18 protein-coding genes are annotated in these 19,165 nt (G+C 63.1%); 6 read left to right on the top strand and 12 right to left on the bottom strand.

Annotated elements, in window-relative coordinates; all coding sequences use genetic code 11:
• Window positions 1–4 precede the first annotated feature (4 nt).
• The 4 genes from G4D79_RS05785 to G4D79_RS05770 form a co-directional block, all read right to left on the bottom strand.
• Window positions 5–841: a carbohydrate ABC transporter permease gene (locus G4D79_RS05785; RefSeq protein ID WP_003946046.1), complete on the bottom strand. Its 837-nt coding sequence runs from the start codon at window positions 839–841 to the stop codon at window positions 5–7.
• A complete protein-coding gene (locus G4D79_RS05780; protein WP_007735224.1) occupies window positions 838–2,013 on the bottom strand; it encodes a carbohydrate ABC transporter permease in 1,176 nt (391 codons plus the stop codon). The genes G4D79_RS05785 and G4D79_RS05780 overlap by 4 nt, the downstream gene beginning before the upstream one ends.
• A gap of 20 nt (window positions 2,014–2,033) precedes the next feature.
• Window positions 2,034–3,323, bottom strand: coding sequence for an ABC transporter substrate-binding protein (locus tag G4D79_RS05775; protein ID WP_007735225.1), 1,290 nt, complete (start codon window positions 3,321–3,323; stop codon window positions 2,034–2,036).
• Between the two features lie 170 nt (window positions 3,324–3,493).
• The gene (locus G4D79_RS05770; protein WP_003946073.1) at window positions 3,494–4,567 is read right to left on the bottom strand and encodes an ABC transporter ATP-binding protein; all 1,074 of its coding nucleotides are present in this window, start codon (window positions 4,565–4,567) and stop codon (window positions 3,494–3,496) included.
• Window positions 4,568–4,681: 114 nt separating this feature from the next.
• Between G4D79_RS05770 and G4D79_RS05765 the strand changes: the two genes are divergently transcribed.
• The 3 genes from G4D79_RS05765 to G4D79_RS05755 are packed head-to-tail and all read left to right on the top strand — an operon-like array spanning window position 4,682 to window position 6,427.
• A complete protein-coding gene (locus G4D79_RS05765) occupies window positions 4,682–5,506 on the top strand; it encodes a DUF2786 domain-containing protein (RefSeq protein ID WP_065351655.1) in 825 nt (274 codons plus the stop codon).
• Window positions 5,503–6,000 carry a TIGR04338 family metallohydrolase gene (locus G4D79_RS05760; RefSeq protein WP_099696923.1) on the top strand — a complete coding sequence of 166 codons (498 nt, stop codon included), beginning with the start codon at window positions 5,503–5,505 and terminating at the stop codon, window positions 5,998–6,000. Before G4D79_RS05765 ends, G4D79_RS05760 begins: the two co-directional genes overlap by 4 nt.
• Window positions 6,001–6,058: 58 nt before the next feature.
• Window positions 6,059–6,427: a helix-turn-helix domain-containing protein gene (locus G4D79_RS05755; protein ID WP_003946041.1), complete on the top strand. Its 369-nt coding sequence runs from the start codon at window positions 6,059–6,061 to the stop codon at window positions 6,425–6,427.
• Here the strand turns inward: G4D79_RS05755 and G4D79_RS05750 are convergent, their stop codons facing one another.
• Together G4D79_RS05750 and G4D79_RS05745 are read right to left on the bottom strand one after the other, a co-directional pair.
• Complete coding sequence (locus G4D79_RS05750; RefSeq protein WP_003945993.1) at window positions 6,428–7,015, bottom strand: ATP-dependent Clp protease proteolytic subunit; 588 nt, start codon at window positions 7,013–7,015, stop codon at window positions 6,428–6,430.
• A gap of 4 nt (window positions 7,016–7,019) precedes the next feature.
• The gene (locus tag G4D79_RS05745; protein WP_007735229.1) at window positions 7,020–7,628 is read right to left on the bottom strand and encodes a ClpP family protease; all 609 of its coding nucleotides are present in this window, start codon (window positions 7,626–7,628) and stop codon (window positions 7,020–7,022) included.
• A 280-nt stretch (window positions 7,629–7,908) separates the two neighbouring features.
• Between G4D79_RS05745 and G4D79_RS05740 the strand changes: the two genes are divergently transcribed.
• Complete coding sequence (locus tag G4D79_RS05740) at window positions 7,909–8,703, top strand: LLM class F420-dependent oxidoreductase (protein ID WP_030537640.1); 795 nt, start codon at window positions 7,909–7,911, stop codon at window positions 8,701–8,703.
• Here the strand turns inward: G4D79_RS05740 and G4D79_RS05735 are convergent.
• Genes G4D79_RS05735 through G4D79_RS05725 form a run of 3 tightly spaced genes read right to left on the bottom strand, consistent with a single transcriptional unit; the run spans window position 8,625 to window position 12,936 of the window.
• Window positions 8,625–9,854, bottom strand: a complete 1,230-nt coding sequence (locus G4D79_RS05735) for a CaiB/BaiF CoA-transferase family protein (protein ID WP_099696922.1) — start codon at window positions 9,852–9,854, stop codon at window positions 8,625–8,627. The genes G4D79_RS05740 and G4D79_RS05735 overlap by 79 nt on opposite strands.
• Window positions 9,851–11,566, bottom strand: a complete 1,716-nt coding sequence (locus tag G4D79_RS05730; RefSeq protein ID WP_099696921.1) for an acyl-CoA dehydrogenase family protein — start codon at window positions 11,564–11,566, stop codon at window positions 9,851–9,853. Before G4D79_RS05730 ends, G4D79_RS05735 begins: the two co-directional genes overlap by 4 nt.
• Entirely contained in the window at window positions 11,566–12,936 is a 1,371-nt protein-coding gene (locus G4D79_RS05725; protein WP_064075479.1) for an MFS transporter, read from the bottom strand. Before G4D79_RS05725 ends, G4D79_RS05730 begins: the two co-directional genes overlap by 1 nt.
• Before the next feature lie 146 nt (window positions 12,937–13,082).
• On the opposite strand from G4D79_RS05725, the gene G4D79_RS05720 reads away from it, so the two are divergent.
• On the top strand, window positions 13,083–13,961 hold the full coding sequence (locus tag G4D79_RS05720) for a LysR family transcriptional regulator (RefSeq protein ID WP_099696950.1): 879 nt from the start codon (window positions 13,083–13,085) through the stop codon (window positions 13,959–13,961).
• Here the strand turns inward: G4D79_RS05720 and G4D79_RS05715 are convergent.
• Genes G4D79_RS05715 through G4D79_RS05705 form a run of 3 tightly spaced genes read right to left on the bottom strand, consistent with a single transcriptional unit; the run spans window position 13,958 to window position 17,837 of the window.
• A complete protein-coding gene (locus tag G4D79_RS05715; protein ID WP_050655941.1) occupies window positions 13,958–15,649 on the bottom strand; it encodes an acyl-CoA dehydrogenase family protein in 1,692 nt (563 codons plus the stop codon). The two genes, G4D79_RS05720 and G4D79_RS05715, sit on opposite strands and share 4 nt — an antisense overlap.
• Window positions 15,650–15,659: 10 nt before the next feature.
• Complete coding sequence (locus G4D79_RS05710) at window positions 15,660–17,165, bottom strand: class I adenylate-forming enzyme family protein (protein ID WP_099696920.1); 1,506 nt, start codon at window positions 17,163–17,165, stop codon at window positions 15,660–15,662.
• A gap of 36 nt (window positions 17,166–17,201) precedes the next feature.
• Entirely contained in the window at window positions 17,202–17,837 is a 636-nt protein-coding gene (locus tag G4D79_RS05705; RefSeq protein ID WP_054828109.1) for a TetR/AcrR family transcriptional regulator C-terminal domain-containing protein, read from the bottom strand.
• Between the two features lie 176 nt (window positions 17,838–18,013).
• Between G4D79_RS05705 and G4D79_RS05700 the strand changes: the two genes are divergently transcribed.
• On the top strand, window positions 18,014–18,994 hold the full coding sequence (locus tag G4D79_RS05700; RefSeq protein WP_047270147.1) for a helix-turn-helix domain-containing protein: 981 nt from the start codon (window positions 18,014–18,016) through the stop codon (window positions 18,992–18,994).
• Window positions 18,995–19,165 lie beyond the last annotated feature (171 nt).

The raw sequence follows: 19,165 nt of genomic DNA, 5'->3' as shown, positions 1-19,165 counted from the left end.
CGCATCACGACTTGACGCCGCCTGCGGTCAGACCGGCGATGATGCGTCGCTGGAAGATGAGAACCATGATGACCAGCGGGACCATCACGAGGGTTCCGCCGGCCATGATCGAGGTGTACGGCGTGACGAATGGGTCCGTTCCGGAGAACTTGGCCATCGCCACGGTGACGGGTGCGGTCTTGTCACTCGAGAGTTGGAGCGAGAGCAGGTACTCGTTGACCGTTGCGATGAAGGCGAGGATCGCGGTGGTGAACAGTGCCGGCGCGGCGAGCGGAAGCATGATCAGACGGAAGGCCTGGCCACGGGTGGCGCCGTCAATACGCGCCGCCTCCTCGAGCTCCCACGGAAGCTCGGAGAAGAACGACGTCAGCGTGTAGACCGTCAGCGGCAGCACGAACGAGATGTTCGGGATGATCAGCGCTTTGTAGCTGCCGATCCAGCCGATGTCGGTGAACAACTGGAACAACGGAGTCACGAGGGCGACAACCGGAAACATGGACGCGCCGAGGATGATTCCGGTGACGAAGTATTTGCCACGGAAATCGAAACGCGAGAGCGCGTACGCCGTGAACACACCGATGACCAAGGCGATCAGCGTGGTCGCGCCCGCGATGATGAGGCTGTTCATCAGTGCACGGGTGAAGTTCACCTTGGCGTCGGGATCGAGCGCCGCGGTGAAGTTGGACAGCGTGAGATTGGTGGGCCACAGCGACGTCGAGAACGTGTCCGCCGGGTCGCGCAGCGCCGTCACGATCATCCAGTAGCAGGGAGCGAGTCCCCACACGATGATCAGTACGACGCCGATGTAGGTGCCGATCTTGCCGCGTAGTGCCTTGTTCATACCGGCTCCCCCTTCCGCTGCTTTTCCTGCGTGCTGACCGCATTGGCTCCGAGGAATCGGACCAGGATGAAGGCCACAGCGAAGATGATGAGGAACGTGATGGTGGACAGTGCCGACGCCGAATTGGCGCCGACGCGCATCTGATCGACCACCAGAACCGAGATGGTCGAGGTGGCCGGGTTGGATCCCATCATGATCGCGGGCAGGTCGTACATCCGCAGAGCGTCCATCGTGCGGAAGAGCACCGCCACCATGAGTGCGGGCTTGACCAGCGGAAGCGTGATCATGCGGAACCGCTGCCACGCCGTCGCACCGTCGACCTTGGCGGCCTCGTAGACGTCGGCGGGAATCATCTGAAGACCCGCAAGGATCAGCAACGCCATGAACGGCGCGGTCTTCCAGACGTCGGCGACGACGATCGCGAATCGCGCCGGCCAGGGGTCCGCCGTCCACAGGATGTTGGTGCCGAGGATCTTGTTGGCAATGCCGTCGTTGGCGAAGATGAAGAACCAGAGCTTCGCGGTGACGGCGGTGGGGATGGCCCAGGGAATCAGCACGGAAGCGCGGAGCAAACCGCGTCCGCGGAACGTCTTGGCCATGATCAACGCCATCGACAGACCGATCACCGTCTCGAGCAGGACGGTGACGACGGTGAAGCCGAACGTATTTCCGATCGACTGCCAGAACTGCGATCCGAGTGTGCCGGGCGGGCAGGGAATCGAGCCGTTGGCGGTGTTGCAGGACTGGGTGATCCAGTTCTTGTAGTTGTCGAACCACGTGAACTGACCGGTGACGAACATGCCGGTCTCGGGATCGAGCTTCTTGCCGTCGCTGTGCATCGACATCCAGATCGCTCGTCCGAGCGGATACAGAATGATGACGGCGAGAACGATCAGCGACGGTGCGACGAACGCCCACACCGGAACTCGTCGACGCTTCTTCGGCTTGTCCGCCGACGCAGGCGGGGGCGAGGTCGGCGGGGGTGGAGTAGCTGCAAGGTCAGGCAGAACCTTGGTCAGGGATGTCCCTGCTGCCTCGGATGCCGACGGCTCTTCTAGCGGTTCCGGTGCACGGTGTCTCCCACCAACGCCCGAACGGTCGGGACCGGTTGAACCGGCCCCGACCGTGGGGTTGGTAGGCACAGCCGCGGAAGGATCCTGCGGTTCTGCCATTGCTTATTGCTCCTGGTAGATCAGTTACCGGCGGTTTCGATGCCGGCCTTGGTGTCCGCCAAAGCCTGCTCGACGGTCTTCTCGCCGCGAATAGCAGCGTAGGTGTTGTCGGAGATCGACTTCGACACCTGCGTGTAGTACGGCGTGACGGGGCGCGGCTGAGCGGTGGCGAGTGCTTCCTTCAGGGTCGCGAAGTACGGGAACTGAGCGAGCACTGCCGGATCGTCGTAGACAGCCGAGAGGACGGGTGCGCCGCCGACCTCGGTGAAGTACGTCTGCGACTTCTTGGTCTGCATGAACTCGAGGAAGTCACGAGCCGTGGCGGGTGCGTCCGAGTACGCGCTGATGCCGACGTTGTAGCCGCCGACGGTCGAAGCGCCCGGTCCGTCGACACCCGGAAGAACGGTGTAGCCGTACTTGCCGGCAACCGAGGTCTTCTCACCGTCGACCGAGAAGCCGGACCACGTACGCATGAAGAGTGCCTTGCCGTCGCCGAACGCGGTCTGCGACTCGCCCTCGGAGTAGGTCAGCGCTTCCTGCGGGATCGTGTTGTCGGCGAAGTTGTCGACGATCGACTGAACGCCTGCCTTCGTCTTGTCGTCGATGGCCGGGGTGAGTCCGTCCGGGCCGACCCACGGGCCGTCGAAGGCGTTGGTGATCTCGGTGGTGTTGACCGTCAGGCCCTCGTAGTTCTTGAACTGACCGATGTAGCAGGAGATGCCGGCTTCGACAGCCTTCGGGCAGTTTTCCTTGAGCTCGGCCCACGTGGTGGGGGCCTTCTCGACGAGGTCCTTGCGGTAGTACAGGAACGCTGCGTTGGTGTTCTTCGGCGCTGCGTAGAGCTTGCCGTTGTAGGTGCCCGAAGCGACGGTCGACGGCAGGAGGCCGGACTCGTCGATCGCGAGGTCACCCTCGAGCGGCAGCAGCCAACCGTTTGCGGCGAACTGGGCGGTGTTGACGACGTCGACGCCGATGAGGTCGTACTCGTCGCTCTTGGCCTGCATGCGCTGGGTGATGTCGTCGACCTGCGCGTTGGCTTCCTTCGCCAGCGGCTTGAGCGTGACCTTCTCGTCCGGATGCTCGGCATTCCAGTCGGAGATGATGTTTTCGAGCGCCTCGTTCAGGGCATCCTGCCCCTCGACGATCGTGATGGGTCCGCGGCCTTCGCTCGAGGACGATCCCCCGGATGCGGCCGTGGTGCTGGTTCCGCTGTCCTTGTCCGAATCGGACGAACAGCCTGCCAGTACCAGCATGGACGCTGCCGTGGCTGCAATTGCAGCGCGGCGCATCGCCTTCGAGTTCAGAACCATGGATTCGCTCCCCGTATGTGTATGACAAATAGACGGTCACCGAGAGCCTGCTCACGGCATGCGCCATGAGTGCCGACTCCCGGCATCGGCCCCTACTGTGGCACGAGACACCCCTACTTGTGGGTATTACGCCGAACCTGAATCGGTCATGTGTCGTTTGACAGGTCCACCTAACCCAGGCGACGCCCGTCGGTGGTGGCAAAAATGTGCACCTTCTCGGGGTCGACGCGCAGGTTGACGCGCTCGCCCTTCTGCGGCGGATTGCGCCAGTCACCACGCGAGACGATCTGCTGCAACCGTCCGCCGATCGTGGTCCGGCCGTAGACGTAGGCGTCCGAGCCCAGTTCCTCGACGACGTCGACCTCCATCGGCAGGCCTTCGGCTGCGATCTCGAGGTGCTCGGGGCGAATACCCAGAACAACCTCGGTTTCGACGACGCCGTTCATCGTCTCGCGCGGAACCGGAACGATCCCGTCACCGAATGCGACGCCGCCGTCGACGACGGGGAGGGTGAAGAGGTTCATCGCGGGTGAACCCATGAAGCCGGCGACGAAAACGTTCTTCGGCTTGTTGTACAGCTCGCGCGGCGAGGCGCACTGCTGCAGGATTCCCTTTTCGAGGACGGCGACGCGGTCACCCATCGTCATGGCCTCGACCTGGTCGTGGGTCACGTAAACCATCGTCGTCGCGAGGCGTCGTTGCAGCTGAGCGATCTGCGTACGTGTCTGCACACGGAGTTTTGCGTCGAGGTTCGAGAGCGGCTCGTCCATCAGGAAGACCTGCGGCTGGCGAACGATGGCGCGGCCCATCGCCACTCGCTGACGCTGGCCACCGGACAGCGCCTTGGGCTTGCGATCGAGGTACGGCTCGAGATCGAGCATCTTCGCGACCTCTTCGACGCGGGCGCGGATCTCCGTCTTGTTGGTTCCGGCGAGCTTGAGCGCAAAACCCATGTTCTCGGCCACCGACATGTGCGGGTACAGCGCGTAGTTCTGGAAGACCATCGCGATGTCGCGCTCTTTCGGCTCCTGACCGGTGACGTCGCGGTCGCCGATGAGGATGCGTCCACTGTGGACGTCTTCGAGCCCGGCGAGCATGCGCAGGGTGGTCGACTTTCCGCAGCCGGAGGGTCCGACGAGGACGAGGAACTCGCCGTCCTCGATCTCGAGGTCGAGCTTGTCCACTGCCGGAGTGTTCGATCCGGGGAACAGGCAGGTGGTGCTCTCGAAAGTCACTGAAGCCATGACGGGGTTGATCCCTTCTACCGGCAGGAACGTGCCGGACGATCCAAGTCGAGGGTGAGCGTGTGCGCTAGCAGCATAAACGTCCGTGTCGGCGCGCGAGCGTAGTCTTTCACGGTGAGTTCGGAGAAGATGCTGACCCGCATCGGTGCGCTGCTTCGCCAAGCGGAGTCCACCGACAATCCACACGAAGGTGAAGCCTTCATGGCTGCCGCTCAGCGGTTGGCCACCAGTTCCGCGATCGACCTGGCGGTCGCGCGTGCGCACACCGCGTCTTCGGAAAAGCGTGCGACGCCCACTCAACGGCTGATCACCATCGGCGAACCGGGCAAGCGCGGACTGCGAACGTACGCCCAGTTGTTCATCGCCATCGCCGCTGCCAACGACGTGCAATGCGACATCGCGCAGACGTCGGCCGTCATCTACGCCTACGGCTTCGCCGGCGACATCGACGTGTGCGAGGCCCTGTATTCGAGCCTGCTCTTCCAGATGGTGCGCGACTCCGATGCCTACGTGCGTTCCGGGGCGTACCGCGGCGAAACGTCCGTGCGGACCGTCGTCGAAACTCGTGGACGACGACGCGTCAGCACGCAGGTCCGCAAGCCGGTGGCCGGAGTGACGGCACGCCTGAACTTCCAGATGGCGTACGCGTCCCGCATCGGCTCTCGGTTGGCCGAGACGAAGCAGGAGACGGAGAAGACCGCGATCGCAGAATCTGCCACGTCGTCTTCCGAAACCGCACTCGTGCTGCGTAACAAGGAAATCGAGCTGAAGGACTACTACTCGTCCAACTCCAAAGCGCGTGGGACGTGGCGGGGCGGCGGCCGCGCAAGCGCCGGGCATTCCTCGCATGCTCGACGAGCGGGTGATCGGGCTGCGCGCTCCGCACGTCTAGGGAACCTTCCGGAGATCGGCGGGGTGCGCGGGCAGCTGGACTCGTGAGGGATACGCAGCGGAGCGCCGTCTACGAGGCAGAGACGTTGGTGCGCAACATGTTCGATCGCGCCGACCAGCGTGGACTTCGGAGCGTCGAGGTCATGGGTTCCACCATCACCTTGCCGGTCGAGCGCAAATTCGGTTCCGTGGAGTCGGTCCAGGCGTACTGCGATCAGCTACTCGGGCTGAATTGGGTACGGGAGACCTGGACTCGCGCAACCATTCCGGTGTCCGTACGGTCCCGCGGCGGCAATGCCGCCGCTCACTACTCGAACGACGTCATCGCCGTCCCGGACGACCGTGACGGCCGGTGGGCGCTACGCGAATTCGTTGTCTTGCACGAACTTGCGCACCACCTCGGCGACCCCGCCTCCGACGAGGCTTCCCACGGGCCCGAGTTCGTCGACCGCTACACGAGCCTTGTCGGCGAGATCATCGGGCCCGAGGCGGCCTTCGTTCTTCGAGCGATGTTCCTTGCCGGTGGCGTTCGAACGGACTAGATGTCAGCCCTCGGCGAACCCGGTGGTGTCCGTACCGGTCGGCTGGAATACTCGGCCTATGGATGCGCCGCGCAGACTGGTCCTGGTCAAGGGTGAGTCGGAACTCCCCGATCCGGCTGTTGCCGTGCGCAAACCCCCACTGATTCGTGAAGCCTACGGACGAGTGCTGCGGGAGGTTCGACGCGATCAGGACCGAACTCTCGACGACGTAGCCGCAAAGGTCGGGATGTCGAAGCAATACCTCTCCGAGATCGAACGGGGCAAGAAGGAACCGTCGTCGGAAATTCTGCGCGCAATCTGCGAAGCGCTCGGGATGCCGCTCGAGCATCTACTGTTCCGAGCGGGCAACCGGATCGTTGCGCTCAACTCCCTCACCTTCGGGCACTCTCCCGCACCGATCTCGGGTCCCGTCCTGATGGCGGCCTAGTCAGTTCCCTTCGATGAGCGTGTCGGCCAGTCCGTAGGAGATAGCGTCGTCGGCAGTGAAGATCCTGTCGCGATCGGTGTCCTTACGCAATCGCTCGACGCTCTGACCGGTGTGCTTACTCAGAATCGCCTCGGTCTGCTCCCGGATTCGCAGGATCTCGGCTGCTTGAAGCGCGAGGTCCGAGATGGTGCCGCTACCTTGCGTCGACGGTTGGTGCAGCAGCACCCGGGAATGGGCGAGAACATGCCGATGGCCCGGAGTGCCGGCAGCCAGAAGCACTGCAGCAGCCGAAGCCGCTTGACCCATGCAGTACGTGGAAATCGTCGGTTTCAAGAACTGCATGGTGTCGTAGATCGCGAGCATCGCCGTGGTGGAACCGCCGGGAGAGTTGATGTACAAACCGATTTCGCGATCCGGGTTGTCGGCTTGCAGATGCAGCATCTGAGCCATCACGACGTTGGCGACGCCGTCGTCGATCTCTGTGCCGAGAAAGACGATGCGCTCGTTGAGCAGCCTGCTGAAGATGTCGAAAGATCGCTCACCCGTTGGTGTTCGCTCGATGACACTGGGAATCGTGTACTGGGACATGACGTCACAATCCGATCTTGGGGAAGGTGGCTTGCGGTGCTATCTCGGCGAAGGACGTCACGACGCGGTCGACGATTCCGTACTCGCGCGCCTGCTCGGCGGTGAACCAGCGATCCCGATCGCTGTCGGTCTCGATCTCTTCGACGGTCCGGCCCGTTTCGGCGGCGAGGATTTCCTGCGATTGACGCTTCATCAGCTCGAGGCTCTCGGCCTGGATCGCAATGTCCACCGCAGTGCCACCGATACCCGCCGAAGGTTGGTGCATCATGATGCGGCTGTGCGCCAGGCTGATTCGCTTGCCGTGGGTGCCGGAGCAGAGGAGCACCTGGCCCATGCTGGCCGCGAAGCCCATCGCGACCGTCACGACGTCATTGGGGATGAGCTTCATCGTGTCGTAGATGGCCAGGCCGGCAAACACCGATCCGCCAGGTGAATTGATGTAGAGCACGACGTCGCGCTTGGGGTCGGTGGTGGCGAGGAGCACCAGTTCCGAACACACACGTTCGGCCATGGCGTCGTTGACCTCGCCGGTGAGCAGAATGGTTCGCTGTCGGAAGAGCCTGTCTGTCAACAGGTCACGGTAGCCGGTATCGGTGGGAGCTTCAGTAGTCATGAATCCATTCCTACCGGCGCGGCAGTGCCGCGGCCCCGCCTGTCTGCTGTGGGCAGACCACCCCTGTTTTTACCCGCCCCCTGTTGCCTGCCCCCCTTTGACTGCCCCCTTTCTGAGCGAACGGCACGTTCAGTCGATCTAAGGCGCCGAAAGTACCGTTCGCTCGAAAAGGGGTGGGCACAAGATCGGGCAAACCCGTCACCGACGGCGGCGGTAGCGGTACCGCGCACACCCGGCCATGATGGGAGAAGACAACCATTCCTCTCGTCAGGAGCGTGGCATGACTCGTCCGGTACGCATCGGTGTTCAACTCCAACCCCAGCACGCACCCGATTACGGGTTGATACGCGACGCCGTCTTGCGGTCCGAGGACGCCGGGGTGGACATCGTCTTCAACTGGGACCACTTCTACCCGTTGACCGGCGATCCCGACGGCGCACACTTCGAGTGCTGGACCATGCTCGGCGCCTGGGCCGAGCAGACCGAACGCGTCGAGATCGGCGCCCTGGTCACCGGTGGTGGCTACCGCAATCCGGATCTGCTGGCCGACATGGCGCGAACCGTCGACCACATCAGCGGCGGACGCCTGATCCTCGGCATCGGTGCCGGCTGGTTCGAGAAGGACTACGACCAGTTCGGATACGACTTCGGCACTCCCGGTTCACGGCTGAAACTGCTGGGCGAATACCTCCCCCGCATCACGGGCCGCCTGGCGAAGGGCAACCCGCCGCCGACGCGCAACATCCCGGTCCTCATCGGCGGTGGCGGCGAGAAGAAGACCCTGCGCCTGGTCGCCGAGTACGCCGACGTCTGGCACAGCTTCGGCGACCGTGAGACACACCTGCGCAAGTCAGACATCCTCTCCGACCACTGCGCCGACGTGGGCCGGAACCCGCTGGAAGTAGAGCACTCGGTTCCGTGGCCTGGGCTCGAAAATGCAGCCGACCTGGTCGCCGACGGTGTCTCGCTCTTCACCGTCGGCGTCAGCGGACCGGACTACGACCTCACGACGCTTGCCGAGGCCATCGGTTGGCGCGACGACAACACGCCGCCTGCGTTGAGCGGGCTGGCCTGAGCGGTACCAAGGACTGCGTCGTTGTCGGCGCCGAGAACGGGCGGCGCCGACGTCAGGCGTGGCCTCTGGCCGGAGAAGTTGACCGGGAAGGCCACTTGCTTCAACGGTCCGAGCGTCGGATGGTCGACGGTACCGACCATTCCGAGCGCGGCGGTGTGGGGATCGGAGTAGATCTCGTCGAGATGCCGGATCGGTGAGACCGGTACGGCGCGTTGGGCGAGAAGAGCGCACCAGTGTTCGACGGTTTCCGATGTGAAGGCGCTGGTAAGTTCTCGTTCCAGACTCTCGCGGTTCTCCACCCTGTCGCGGTTGTGGGCAAAACGCGGATCGGTGACCAGTTCACTCCTTCCGATGGCCTCGCACAGCGACGCCCACATCGCGTCGTTGCCGACAGCGATGACGAAGTACCCGTCGCTGGTAGGAAATGCTTGATACGGAGCAAGATTCGGATGAGCGGAGCCCAACGCAGTCGGGCGCTCACCGGTGGCGAAGTAACTGGTCGCCCAGTTCACGTGCATCGCGAGTTGGCACTCGTACAGCGACGTGGTCACGTACTGTCCGCGTCCGGTCCGGCCTCGCTCGACCAATGCAGCCAGGACACCGACCAGTCCGAAAAGCGCTGCGCCCAAGTCTCCCAACGCAAACCCGGATTTCATCGGAGCACCACCCGGTTCACCGGTGAGCGACATGAGCCCACCCGCGGCCTGCGCGATCATGTCGTACCCCGGTTCGTCGCGCAGCGGTCCTTCCTCACCGAAGGCAGAGATGTGCAGGGTGATCAGATGCGGATATCGCTCGGACAGTGCCTGGTGGTCGAAGATCTTCTGTAATCCGCTGCCCGGCTTGAAGTTCTCCACGACCACATCGGTCTCTTCGAGCATGCGGTGGATGATCTCCTGTCCTTCGGTGGACTTGAGGTCGATCGTGACCGACTTCTTGCCGCGGTTGATCGCGAGGTAGTAGGCGGCATCTACCCCGACGAAGGGAGGCCCCCACGAACGCGTGGGGTCGCCGCCTTCAGGGTGTTCGATCTTGGTGACGTCGGCACCGAGATCGGCAAGCGACATGGTTGCGTACGGCCCGGCAAGGATCTTCGACAGATCCAGAACACGGACGCCGGCGAGGGGTGTGGGGCCTGTTGGAGAATTCACCGCTGAACTCCTGCTACGGAGAGGAACTCGGCTACGACGTCACGTGCATCATCCAGCTCGACGTCACCGCCGTCGGTGATCACGTCGAGATTGCCGAGTGCAGCCGACGGCACCTTCCCCACAAGACCGGCCAGGTAGGAATTCGCCACCAGCAGTGACCGGTGCCCGCGACCTTCTCGGATGCCGTGATCCGCAAGGTCGAAGAGCAGGGTCGCCATGACGGTACGAGCCAACTCGTCGGAGTACCTTGCACTCGCAGCCTGCGCGGCATCGTCAGATCCGGAGATCAGACGATCTCCTTCATCGACCAGTTCCTCCCAGCGCCGCAACAGAACTCCGGACCCGGCTTCGCAATCCGGTCCGACGGTGGACAGGATGTCGGTCATCGCTCCCGCGACCGTGCGGTGCGAGTTGAACTTGCGTAGGCACCGAAGTACGTCCAGCGCAATGACATTGCTCGAGCCCTCCCAGATCGATCCGAGGTGAGCGTCCCGGACGAGTCGCGCGTTGGCCCATTCCTCGATGTAGCCGTTTCCTCCGCGCACCTCCATGGCCTCGCCGGTGACCACCCGCGCGCGTTTGCAGACAAAGTGTTTGGCGATCGGTGTCAGTACTCTGATCAGTGCGCGCGCCTGTTCGTCGCCGCCGTCTGCTGCCTGAAGACACTGTGCGCTGTACGCGACCAGGGCCAGCGAAGCCTCGGCATCGAGTGCAAGGGGAAGAAGTGTCGCCCGCATCAGCGGCTGGTCGAAGAGCCTCTTACCGAACACGACTCGGCTCTTCGAATGTTCGACGGCTTCACGGACTGCTCGGCGCATGAGAGCGCTCGAACGCATCGCATTGGAGAGGCGAGACGTGTTGACCATCTCCGCCATCTGGCGGAACCCTCGATCGAGTTCACCGACCTGGAGTGCGTGCGCGCGGTTCAGCGTCACCTCGCCGCTCGGCATTGAACGCGTACCCAGCTTGTCCTTGAGACGATCGATCGTGAGGTTGTTGCGCTCGCCGGATCCCAAGGTCTTGGGCACCATGAACATTCCGACTCCACGCGTCGAACCATCCTGTCCGCCCGGGAATCTTGCGAGGGTGATGATCACATCGGCATCCGGGTTGGAGGCGAACCACTTCTTGCCCGTCAGAACCCATCCGTCACCGTCGCGCTCGGCGCGTGTTTCGGTGCAGGCGATGTCGGTGCCTGCCTGAATCTCGGTCATGAACATCGCACCCGTCTTCGCCTGCTCGGGGTCCGTCGACGTCAACGCGTCGATCCAGGGCGAGAACACGGCCGGATCACCGAACATACGCAGGGTCCGCGCAGCAGCATCTGTCATCGACACCGGGCAGGCCAGCCCGAACTCTGCCTGCACGAAGATGTACGACGCGAGGTACTTCGCGAGTGGCGGATGCACGGAGTCCCACCCGTGCAACCCTTTTCGGTGCGACATGGCGGACAGGCCGTACTCGTTGTACGCCGCCCGGCACAGTTCCAGGTAGGCCGGGTGATAGGAAATCCGGTCGACGCGGTCACCGGCCTTGTCGAATTGCTGCAGCACCGGCGGGTTCTTGTCTGCGATGTCGGCAAGCTCGGACAAACGGCCGGCGGCATCTCGGCCCAGTCGGTCGAGCAATCCGTTCAACGTCTCTCGGTCCGCCCCGGCGGTCCATCTGTCCACTACCGCTGTCAGAGCGGGGTCGGTGTGTGCAAAGTTCATCAGTGGTCAACGCCTTTCAGGGTGGAAGCATCGGTCATGTTCGAGGAGCTCGTCGACTCCAGCCCTTGCCCGTGCAGCGCACTCCTGCGCAACAATGCAGTCATACAGACAAGGGAGAGAACGACATACACGAGCCCTAGAGCTACGACCGGCCAGATCGAGTTGGTTCGCGTCAGCAGATACTGGCTGACCATCGGGGCCGTTCCGGCAAAAATGGCGGTCGACAATTGGTACGACAGAGAGATGCCGGTATACCGAACATTGGTGGGGAAAACCTGCGCCAGGATGCCGGCCAACGCGGCGTAATACATTGCGTGAGGCGCCGTCGCGAGGACCATACCCAGAATCGCCAAGGGCACGGAGCCCGTCTGAACCAGCACGAACATCAGTGGTAGGAGCACGATCTCCGGAAGCAGCATCCAACGGACCGCTTTCGACGGATCGATCCGCGTGGCCAGCACAGCGCCGAAAGGCTGTACGAGCGCCTGGGCTACCAGTGCCACGGTGATCACGAGGAGGAAGTCACTACGCTCGAAGCCGAGATCCGTTGTCGCCCAGGAGAGCGCAAAGGTTGTCTTGACGTACGTGATGGCAACACCGGCAACCACAGCGCCGACGCCGAGGGCAAGTTCGACGGGATGCGACCGCAACACTTCGACCAGCGGCATCCGTGTACGCTCCTGTGCTGCAACAGCCTTCTTCATCTCGGGTGTCTCGGAGATGTGCAACCGGATGTAGAGAGCGACGATCACCAAAGCTGCGGATCCGAGGAACGGCAGACGCCAACCCCACGACTCGAACACGGAATCCGACATCAACGTCAGGCCGAGGAAGGCCAGCGTCGCGAGCAGGTTGCCGACCGGTGAACCCTGCTGCGCAAACGCGCCGTAGAGCACCTTCTTCTTCGGGGGAGCGAACTCGGTGGCGATCAATACGGCGCCACCCCATTCGCCGCCCATGGCGATGCCCTGGAGAACACGCAGTGCCACAAGCAGTATCGGCGCCCAGATCCCGATCTGGGAGTACGTAGGGAGGAGGCCGACACCGACAGTTCCCAACCCCATGAGCGCGAGGGTGATGATCACGGCGTTCTTGCGACCGAACTTGTCTCCGAAATGACCGAACACCACTCCGCCGACCGGACGAGCCACGAATCCCACGGCAAAAGTCGCGAAGGCTGCGAGTGTCCCCACCGCCGGCGACGCATCCGGGAAGAACAGCGGGCCGAGCACCAAGGCGGATGCGGTTCCGTAGATGTAGAAGTCGAACCATTCGATGGTCGTTCCGACAAACGCCGTGATTCCGGCCTTGCGTGCCTGTTTGGTGTTGTATTCAGGCGGATTGGTGTCTTGACCTGGGTGTTGATCCACGGTTCTCCCTGATTCTCGCGTCGGGCATCACCAAGGGATGCAATGTGAGGCGTGAATCACTATCGTCCGAAATCCATGTAGAGTCCAAGACTTAGTTCGACTTATTTATGTGGGAGACCCACATAATGAAACCCGGGAGGAGCGACGTGGAACTGCGTCAACTGCGCGCGTTTCTCGCAGTCTCCGACGAACTTCATTTCGGCCGGGCCGCCGAGCGACTCCACATCGGGCAGTCCCCGCTCAGCCAGACCATTCGGGCGCTCGAGCGTGAACTGGGCACCGACCTGTTCGTCCGGACCACCAGATCAGTGCAACTGACCGCCGCCGGCGAAGCCTTGGTCACGCCCGCACGGATCATCGAAGCGCAGATCGCCGTGGTACGAGAAATCGCATCGGCCGCGTCGACTGGCGAGACGGGCCGTGTCACAGTGGGTTTCGGCGGAACAGGCGGCTACACCGTCCTGTCGGCCCTCACACGGTCCTTGGCCGACTCCCATCCGGGAATCGAACTGGAACTACGGCCGCAGATGTACTCGGGTGAGGTGCTCGACGCTCTCCGACGCGGAGCACTGGACATGGGCATAGTCGGCCTGCCCATTCCGCGCGGATTCGAGACTCACACTGTGCGGGAGGAAACCTTGATGGTCGCGGTTCCTGCCAGGCATCACCTCGGTGCGCATGACTCGGTGTCACCGGAAGACCTGGCAACCGAGCGATTCGTGATGTATCCCGCCGAGCACGGCTCGGTGGTGCGCGATGCGACGTTGTCCGTGTGCGCCACAGCAGGTTTCACGCCCACCGTCGCGCACGAAGCCCCCGATCCGTACAGCCTGTTGGCCATGGTCGGAGCGGGGGTCGGGATTGCCGTCGTCGTGGAGTCGACGGCGCATCTGTCCATGGACGGGGTCGTGTACCTGCCGATCGCCGGGGCCACGCCCACGCTGAAAATCGCGATGGCATGGCGACCCAACAATCCGACGCCGGCAGTACACACCGTCACCAGGGTACTGAGGGAGCAGCCTTAGGCTCTCGCGAGAACTCCGGCGAAATCTGTTCCCACAGGCAGAGTTCCGTACTCGTGACCACGGTCGGCGCCGAGGCGAGCGGCAATGAACGCATCGGACGAGGCGGCCGGGGAGTGGCGCACCATGAGCGAAGCCTGCAGTGCCAACGCCATAGCCTCGACGACGGTCCGAGCGCGGAGTTGAGCGTCGGCAGGTGCCATCGTGGCGAGCTCACCGAGTTGGCGTCGTACCCGATCGAGGTGCTGATCGAGGACCGGGTTGTTGCCGCGGGCGAGGTTGATCTCGTGGTCGAAGGCGGCAACGGAGTCGGGTTCACGGGTCATCGCGCGCAGGACGTCGAGCGCGATGACGTTGCCCGACCCCTCCCACACGGCCATGACGGGCTGCTCACGGTAGCGACGGGCAAGCGGGAAGTCCTCGGTGTAACCGTTGCCGCCCAGGCACTCGAGGGCTTCGTAGGAGTGGTGCGGGCCGCGCTTGCAGATCCAGTACTTCGCAACAGCCGTCGCGAGTCGGCGGAACGCCTTTTCCTGCTCATTCGCGTCCTCGTCCTGCGCACGGGCCAATCGCAGTGCGGTGATGGTCGCGGCTTCGGATTCGAGAGCCAGATCGGCAAGCACCGAGGTCATCGCCGGCTGATCTGCCAGGACGGCACCGAAAGCGCTGCGGTGCCGTGCGTGCCACACCGCTTCGGCGACCGACTGACGCATACCTGCCGTGCTGCCGAGGATGCAGTCGAGTCGCGTCTGGGACACCATTTCGATGATGGTCCGCACGCCACGTCCCGGTTCGCCGATCATGGTGCCGACGGTGCCGTCGAGCTCGATCTCGGACGACGCGTTGGACTTGTTGCCCAGCTTGTTCTTCAGACGCTGGATGCGGAAGACGTTGCGTGTGCCGTCGGGCAGGATGCGGGGGAGAAGGAAGCAGGAAAGTCCCTCGCCGGCAGCACCTTCGGCCTGAGCGAGAACCAGGAAGGCGTCGGACATCGGCGCGGAGCAGAACCACTTGTGTCCGGTGAGGAGGTAGTCCGCACCCGGGCCGCCACGTCCGGCCGGCTTGGCGATGGTCGTGTTGGCTCGCACGTCGGAGCCACCCTGCTTTTCCGTCATCGACATTCCGAAGATCGCGGATGCCTTTCCGGGAGCATCCAACTCGGGGGTGTAACTCCGAGAAAGGGCACGCGGGGTCCAGATGGCGGCTACATCGGGTTGCAGCTCGAGCGAGGGGATCACAGCGTGCGTCATGGAGATCGGGCACGCGTGGCCCGGTTCGACCTGGGAGAAGAGCATGAATGCCGCGGCCCGAGCCACGTTGGCACCCGGCTTCGGGTCAGCCCAGGCAGAGGTGTGAGCACCGTGCGCAACGGCGGCAGAGATGATCCGGTGATACGACGGATGGTATTCGACCTCGTCGATGCGGTTTCCCCAGCGATCGAAGGTCTTCAATTCGGGGATCACCGTGTTGGCCAGCTCGGCGTCGTGCTGGAACCCGGCACTGCCGACCAGTTCACCGATATCGGTGAGTTCACTGGTCGCCCAATCGGCGTCGTGACGCGCGACGCCTTCGGCCAGGACCGTATCGAGCAGGAACTCGTTGACGTCCGTGCGCGGTACCGACTGGTTGAGCACTGCATGGGTGCGATGCGGAGCCGGGTGGGTGACGGTCTTCTCGGAAATATCAGTCATGACAGGCCTTTCAGCTCGCTGCGCGGATGAGGTGCTTCTGGATCTTGCCGGTCGGTGTACGCGGAAGAATCGTCGCGAACACCACTTCACGCGGAATCTTGTAGCGCGCCAACTTGTCCGAGAGGTAGTCCTTGATGTCGTCGGCGCTGGTGACATCCGGTTCACGCCAGACGACGTGCGCGACGACGGTCTCGCCCCATTCTTCGTTGGGTTTTCCGACAACGGCGACGTCGACGACGTCCGGGTGGCCGGAGATCACGTCCTCGACCTCCTTGGAGTAGACGTTCTCGCCGCCCGTGATGATCATGTCCTTCGCGCGGTCGACGATGAAGAGGTAACCGTCCGCATCCTTGCGCGCCAGATCGCCGGTGCGATACCAACCGCCGTCGGCAAAAGCAGCCTTCGTGGCAGCGGGGTCGTCGAGGTACCCCTGCATGACGGTGTCGGCGCGCAGCCAGATCTCACCGATCTGATCGGGCTCCGCGTCGGTGCCGTCATCGGCAACCAGGCGCAGGTCGACGCCGGCCAGCGCGACGCGGCCGATCGAGCCCGCCTTGCTCAACTGCTCTTCGGGGTACAGCACGGTGCCCACTGGCCCGGTCTCGGTCATGCCGTAGACCTGCCGGAATTCGGTGGTGCCGTACGACTCCACCAGTCGCCGAGCGACATCCGCGCCGATCGGTCCCCCGCCGTACAACCACGCACGAACGCTTCCGAGGTTGTAGTCGGCAAAGTTCGGCACGAGGTTGAGTGCGGTGGTGTAGATGACCGGCGGGCCGAAGCAGAGGGTAATGCGTTGTTCCTGAACTGTTTCCAGAAATTTGACGGGATGGTACTCGCGCAGCAGCACGACGGTTCCGCCCATGTAGAGCGTGGACATGAACCAGTTGTTGAGCGGGGAAGCGTGCCAGATCGGGACGGCCATGAGCAGTCGCTCGTCCCGAGTCGTCGACACGGCGAGGGCCGCGGTGACGGCAACACCGACGACGTTGCGGTGGCTGTGGACGCAGCCCTTGGGCGAGCCGGTAGTCCCCGAGGTGTAGAGGATTTCGGCCGGATCGTTCTCGTCGATGTCGATACCGTCAACGCCGTCCTGGCGGGTGATGGCGTCGTCGAAGAAGTCGAAACCGTCTGCGACAGAGTCCGTGCTGATCAGCTTGGCCGTTGTCTCCAGTCGACCGACAACCGGCGCCAACTCACCGTCGAAGACGCACACCGACACCTTCGCGTGTCCCAGCACGTAGGCAACTTCCGGAGTCTGCATCTTGTGGTTGATGGGGACCACGACGGCGCCCAAGCGCCAGGCACCGAGCATCGCGTACACGAATCCCGGAGTGTTGTAACACATCAGCGCGACGCGGTCGCCCGGCTGCACGCCCAGCGACTGCAAATAGCCTGCGGCGCGTCGACTTCCGTCCTGAACCTGGGAGTACGTGTGATCGTGACCGTCGAATATCAGGAAGGGTTTGTCCGGGGTCTTGGTGACGTTACTGTCGAATACGCGAACGATATTCATCGAAGTCCTTGTCGGAGAATCACGCTCGAAGAGAGTTCAATCCATCGAGCTGTTGAGTACGGCGTCGGGTATCTGGAGGGTGGCGAAGATGACGGCAACCGCCTCCTCGAGGGAGTAGCCGAAGCTCTCGCCGGTGGCAGTCTTCTGAATGACGAGGCCGAAGATCGCAGACCAGAAGGCCTTGGACTCGACGTCGATGCCCGCGCGCAGCTGCCAGCCGGTGCGGATCAAGGTACGGAGGAGGGCGGTTTCGCCCGAGGAATGCAGAGTGCGAAGCGTCTCGGAGATCAGGTCGCGGAGTTCACCACGACGACCCGTCATCATCATCGCTTCCACGAACAGTTCGACACTGGGAGCGCCCGAGCCGAGGAGTGATCCGACCAGCTTCTTGGTGTAGTCGCCCACGGTGTCGGCGTCGGCGGCATCGACCTCGGCACGCTTGCCTGCGCGCAGAACGGCCGCGCACGCCACCTCGACGAAGAGCTTCTCTTTTGAGCCGTAGTAGTAGGTCACCTGGTTGGGATGGGCGCCGGCGGCCGTGCAGATCTGCGCGATGGAGACGCTGTCGCCGTGCTCGAGGAACAGCTCGGTTGCGGCGTTGAACAGCGCCATGCGCGTCTGCTTGCCCGACTCACGCGTCGCGCGCGCTGCGGGAACTGCCTCGGTGGCCATCACGAACTCCTACTTGTTTGTACGACAAACAATAACTCGGCGTTGTTTGTATGGCAAACAATTTCTTCCCGACGCGATGACATGTCGACTTCTATCGACATGTCTGATGTGCGGGATTACTCTCTGAACATCGAGCACCCGAGAACTTCGGCTTTTCTGCGAGGAGGCGCCCTGCAATGCTCGCGCGATCCGGCTTCTCCCTGCCCACACGCACGACTCTCACGGGCGACTGGGCAGATTTGTTGCGCGAGCATTTTGTCGCGCTCGACGTATCCGATATCGGAGACGGCGATCGATTCAGCGGGGCCGTCCACTCGGCCCAACTCGCACACGTTCGGGTATCCGCAGTTCAATCGATGGAACAACGAATAGTCCGTAGCAACAGCCTCATCAAAAGCGACGGCGCGGACTATCTGCAGATCGGGATGATCCGCCGCGGTAGCGCGGTAGTGCGCCAAGACGACCGCGAATGCGTCCTGCGACGTGGCGACTACGTCCTGTACGACACCACGCGCCCCTTCGATTGGCAGATCGAGGGACACGCACACGACGGCATCTGGGGACTCGAGGTGTTCACCTGGCCACGGTCGTACCTGTCGCTCAGCGACGCGGAGGTCACGAGCCTGACCGCCATCGCCTTCGACGGACACGCGGGCCTGAGTGGCCTGCTCGGTCGCTTTCTTCACGATCTTGCCTCCGTCCGCATGACGTCCGACGCAAGCGGAGACGAAGAGGAAGTCGTCAACGAGATCGGCAACCTGGTCAAGTCCGTTCTTCACACAACTGCGCGACCGATCACCTCGCGGCGAACCAGCCTCTACGAATCCGCCCTGTCGGTCATAGACGCCCGCATCGCAGACCCGGCCCTGTCTCCGGTGGACATCGCGGGATCGGTCAAAGTCTCCATTCGGCAGTTGCACCGAGCCTTCGCCGAACACGGCACGACGGTGTCACGGTCGATTCGCAGCCGTCGACTCGACGGTTGCCGTCGTGAGATCGTGCAACGACACGGAGTAGAGCGGTCGCTGACCCAGATTTCTCACCGCTGGGGATTCACCGACCTGGCCGCCTTCAGTCGAGCCTTCAAGGCGGAATTCGGGATCAGCCCGCGGCGGTACCGGTCGCAAGCAGCGGCCCCCACAAGTACTACCCGCTGATCTGTAACATCTTCGGACACTTACCCATTGAACATGGTGTTCAAAATTTTCTGTCGCCGAAGCGTATCCACAATTCTTGGCACGGTAGGCCAAGCATCGGGCGCTGACGGCCAAGTTTGCTCGGCTGAGCGGGCGTAGATTTTCGGCACGGCGTTGCCAAGTGCCAGGCAC

Source organism: Rhodococcus sp. WY5, assembly GCF_018588185.1.
In the GTDB taxonomy this organism is placed as follows: Bacteria; Actinomycetota; Actinomycetes; order Mycobacteriales; family Mycobacteriaceae; genus Rhodococcus_F; species Rhodococcus_F qingshengii.
This window is presented reverse-complemented; position numbering and strand designations above follow the sequence as displayed.

Excerpts from the sequence above, each read along its gene's own strand:
- G4D79_RS05785 (WP_003946046.1), bottom strand. The coding sequence starts at position 841 with ATGAACAAGGCACTACGCGGCAAGATCGGCACCTACATCGGCGTCGTA.
- G4D79_RS05780 (WP_007735224.1), bottom strand. The coding sequence starts at position 2,013 with ATGGCAGAACCGCAGGATCCTTCCGCGGCTGTGCCTACCAACCCCACG.
- G4D79_RS05775 (WP_007735225.1), bottom strand. The coding sequence starts at position 3,323 with ATGGTTCTGAACTCGAAGGCGATGCGCCGCGCTGCAATTGCAGCCACG.
- G4D79_RS05770 (WP_003946073.1), bottom strand. The coding sequence starts at position 4,567 with ATGGCTTCAGTGACTTTCGAGAGCACCACCTGCCTGTTCCCCGGATCG.
- G4D79_RS05755 (WP_003946041.1), top strand. The coding sequence starts at position 6,059 with ATGGATGCGCCGCGCAGACTGGTCCTGGTCAAGGGTGAGTCGGAACTC.
- G4D79_RS05750 (WP_003945993.1), bottom strand. The coding sequence starts at position 7,015 with ATGTCCCAGTACACGATTCCCAGTGTCATCGAGCGAACACCAACGGGT.
- G4D79_RS05745 (WP_007735229.1), bottom strand. The coding sequence starts at position 7,628 with ATGACTACTGAAGCTCCCACCGATACCGGCTACCGTGACCTGTTGACA.
- G4D79_RS05740 (WP_030537640.1), top strand. The coding sequence starts at position 7,909 with ATGACTCGTCCGGTACGCATCGGTGTTCAACTCCAACCCCAGCACGCA.
- G4D79_RS05730 (WP_099696921.1), bottom strand. The coding sequence starts at position 11,566 with ATGAACTTTGCACACACCGACCCCGCTCTGACAGCGGTAGTGGACAGA.
- G4D79_RS05715 (WP_050655941.1), bottom strand. The coding sequence starts at position 15,649 with ATGACTGATATTTCCGAGAAGACCGTCACCCACCCGGCTCCGCATCGC.
- G4D79_RS05710 (WP_099696920.1), bottom strand. The coding sequence starts at position 17,165 with ATGAATATCGTTCGCGTATTCGACAGTAACGTCACCAAGACCCCGGAC.
- G4D79_RS05705 (WP_054828109.1), bottom strand. The coding sequence starts at position 17,837 with ATGGCCACCGAGGCAGTTCCCGCAGCGCGCGCGACGCGTGAGTCGGGC.
- G4D79_RS05700 (WP_047270147.1), top strand. The coding sequence starts at position 18,014 with ATGCTCGCGCGATCCGGCTTCTCCCTGCCCACACGCACGACTCTCACG.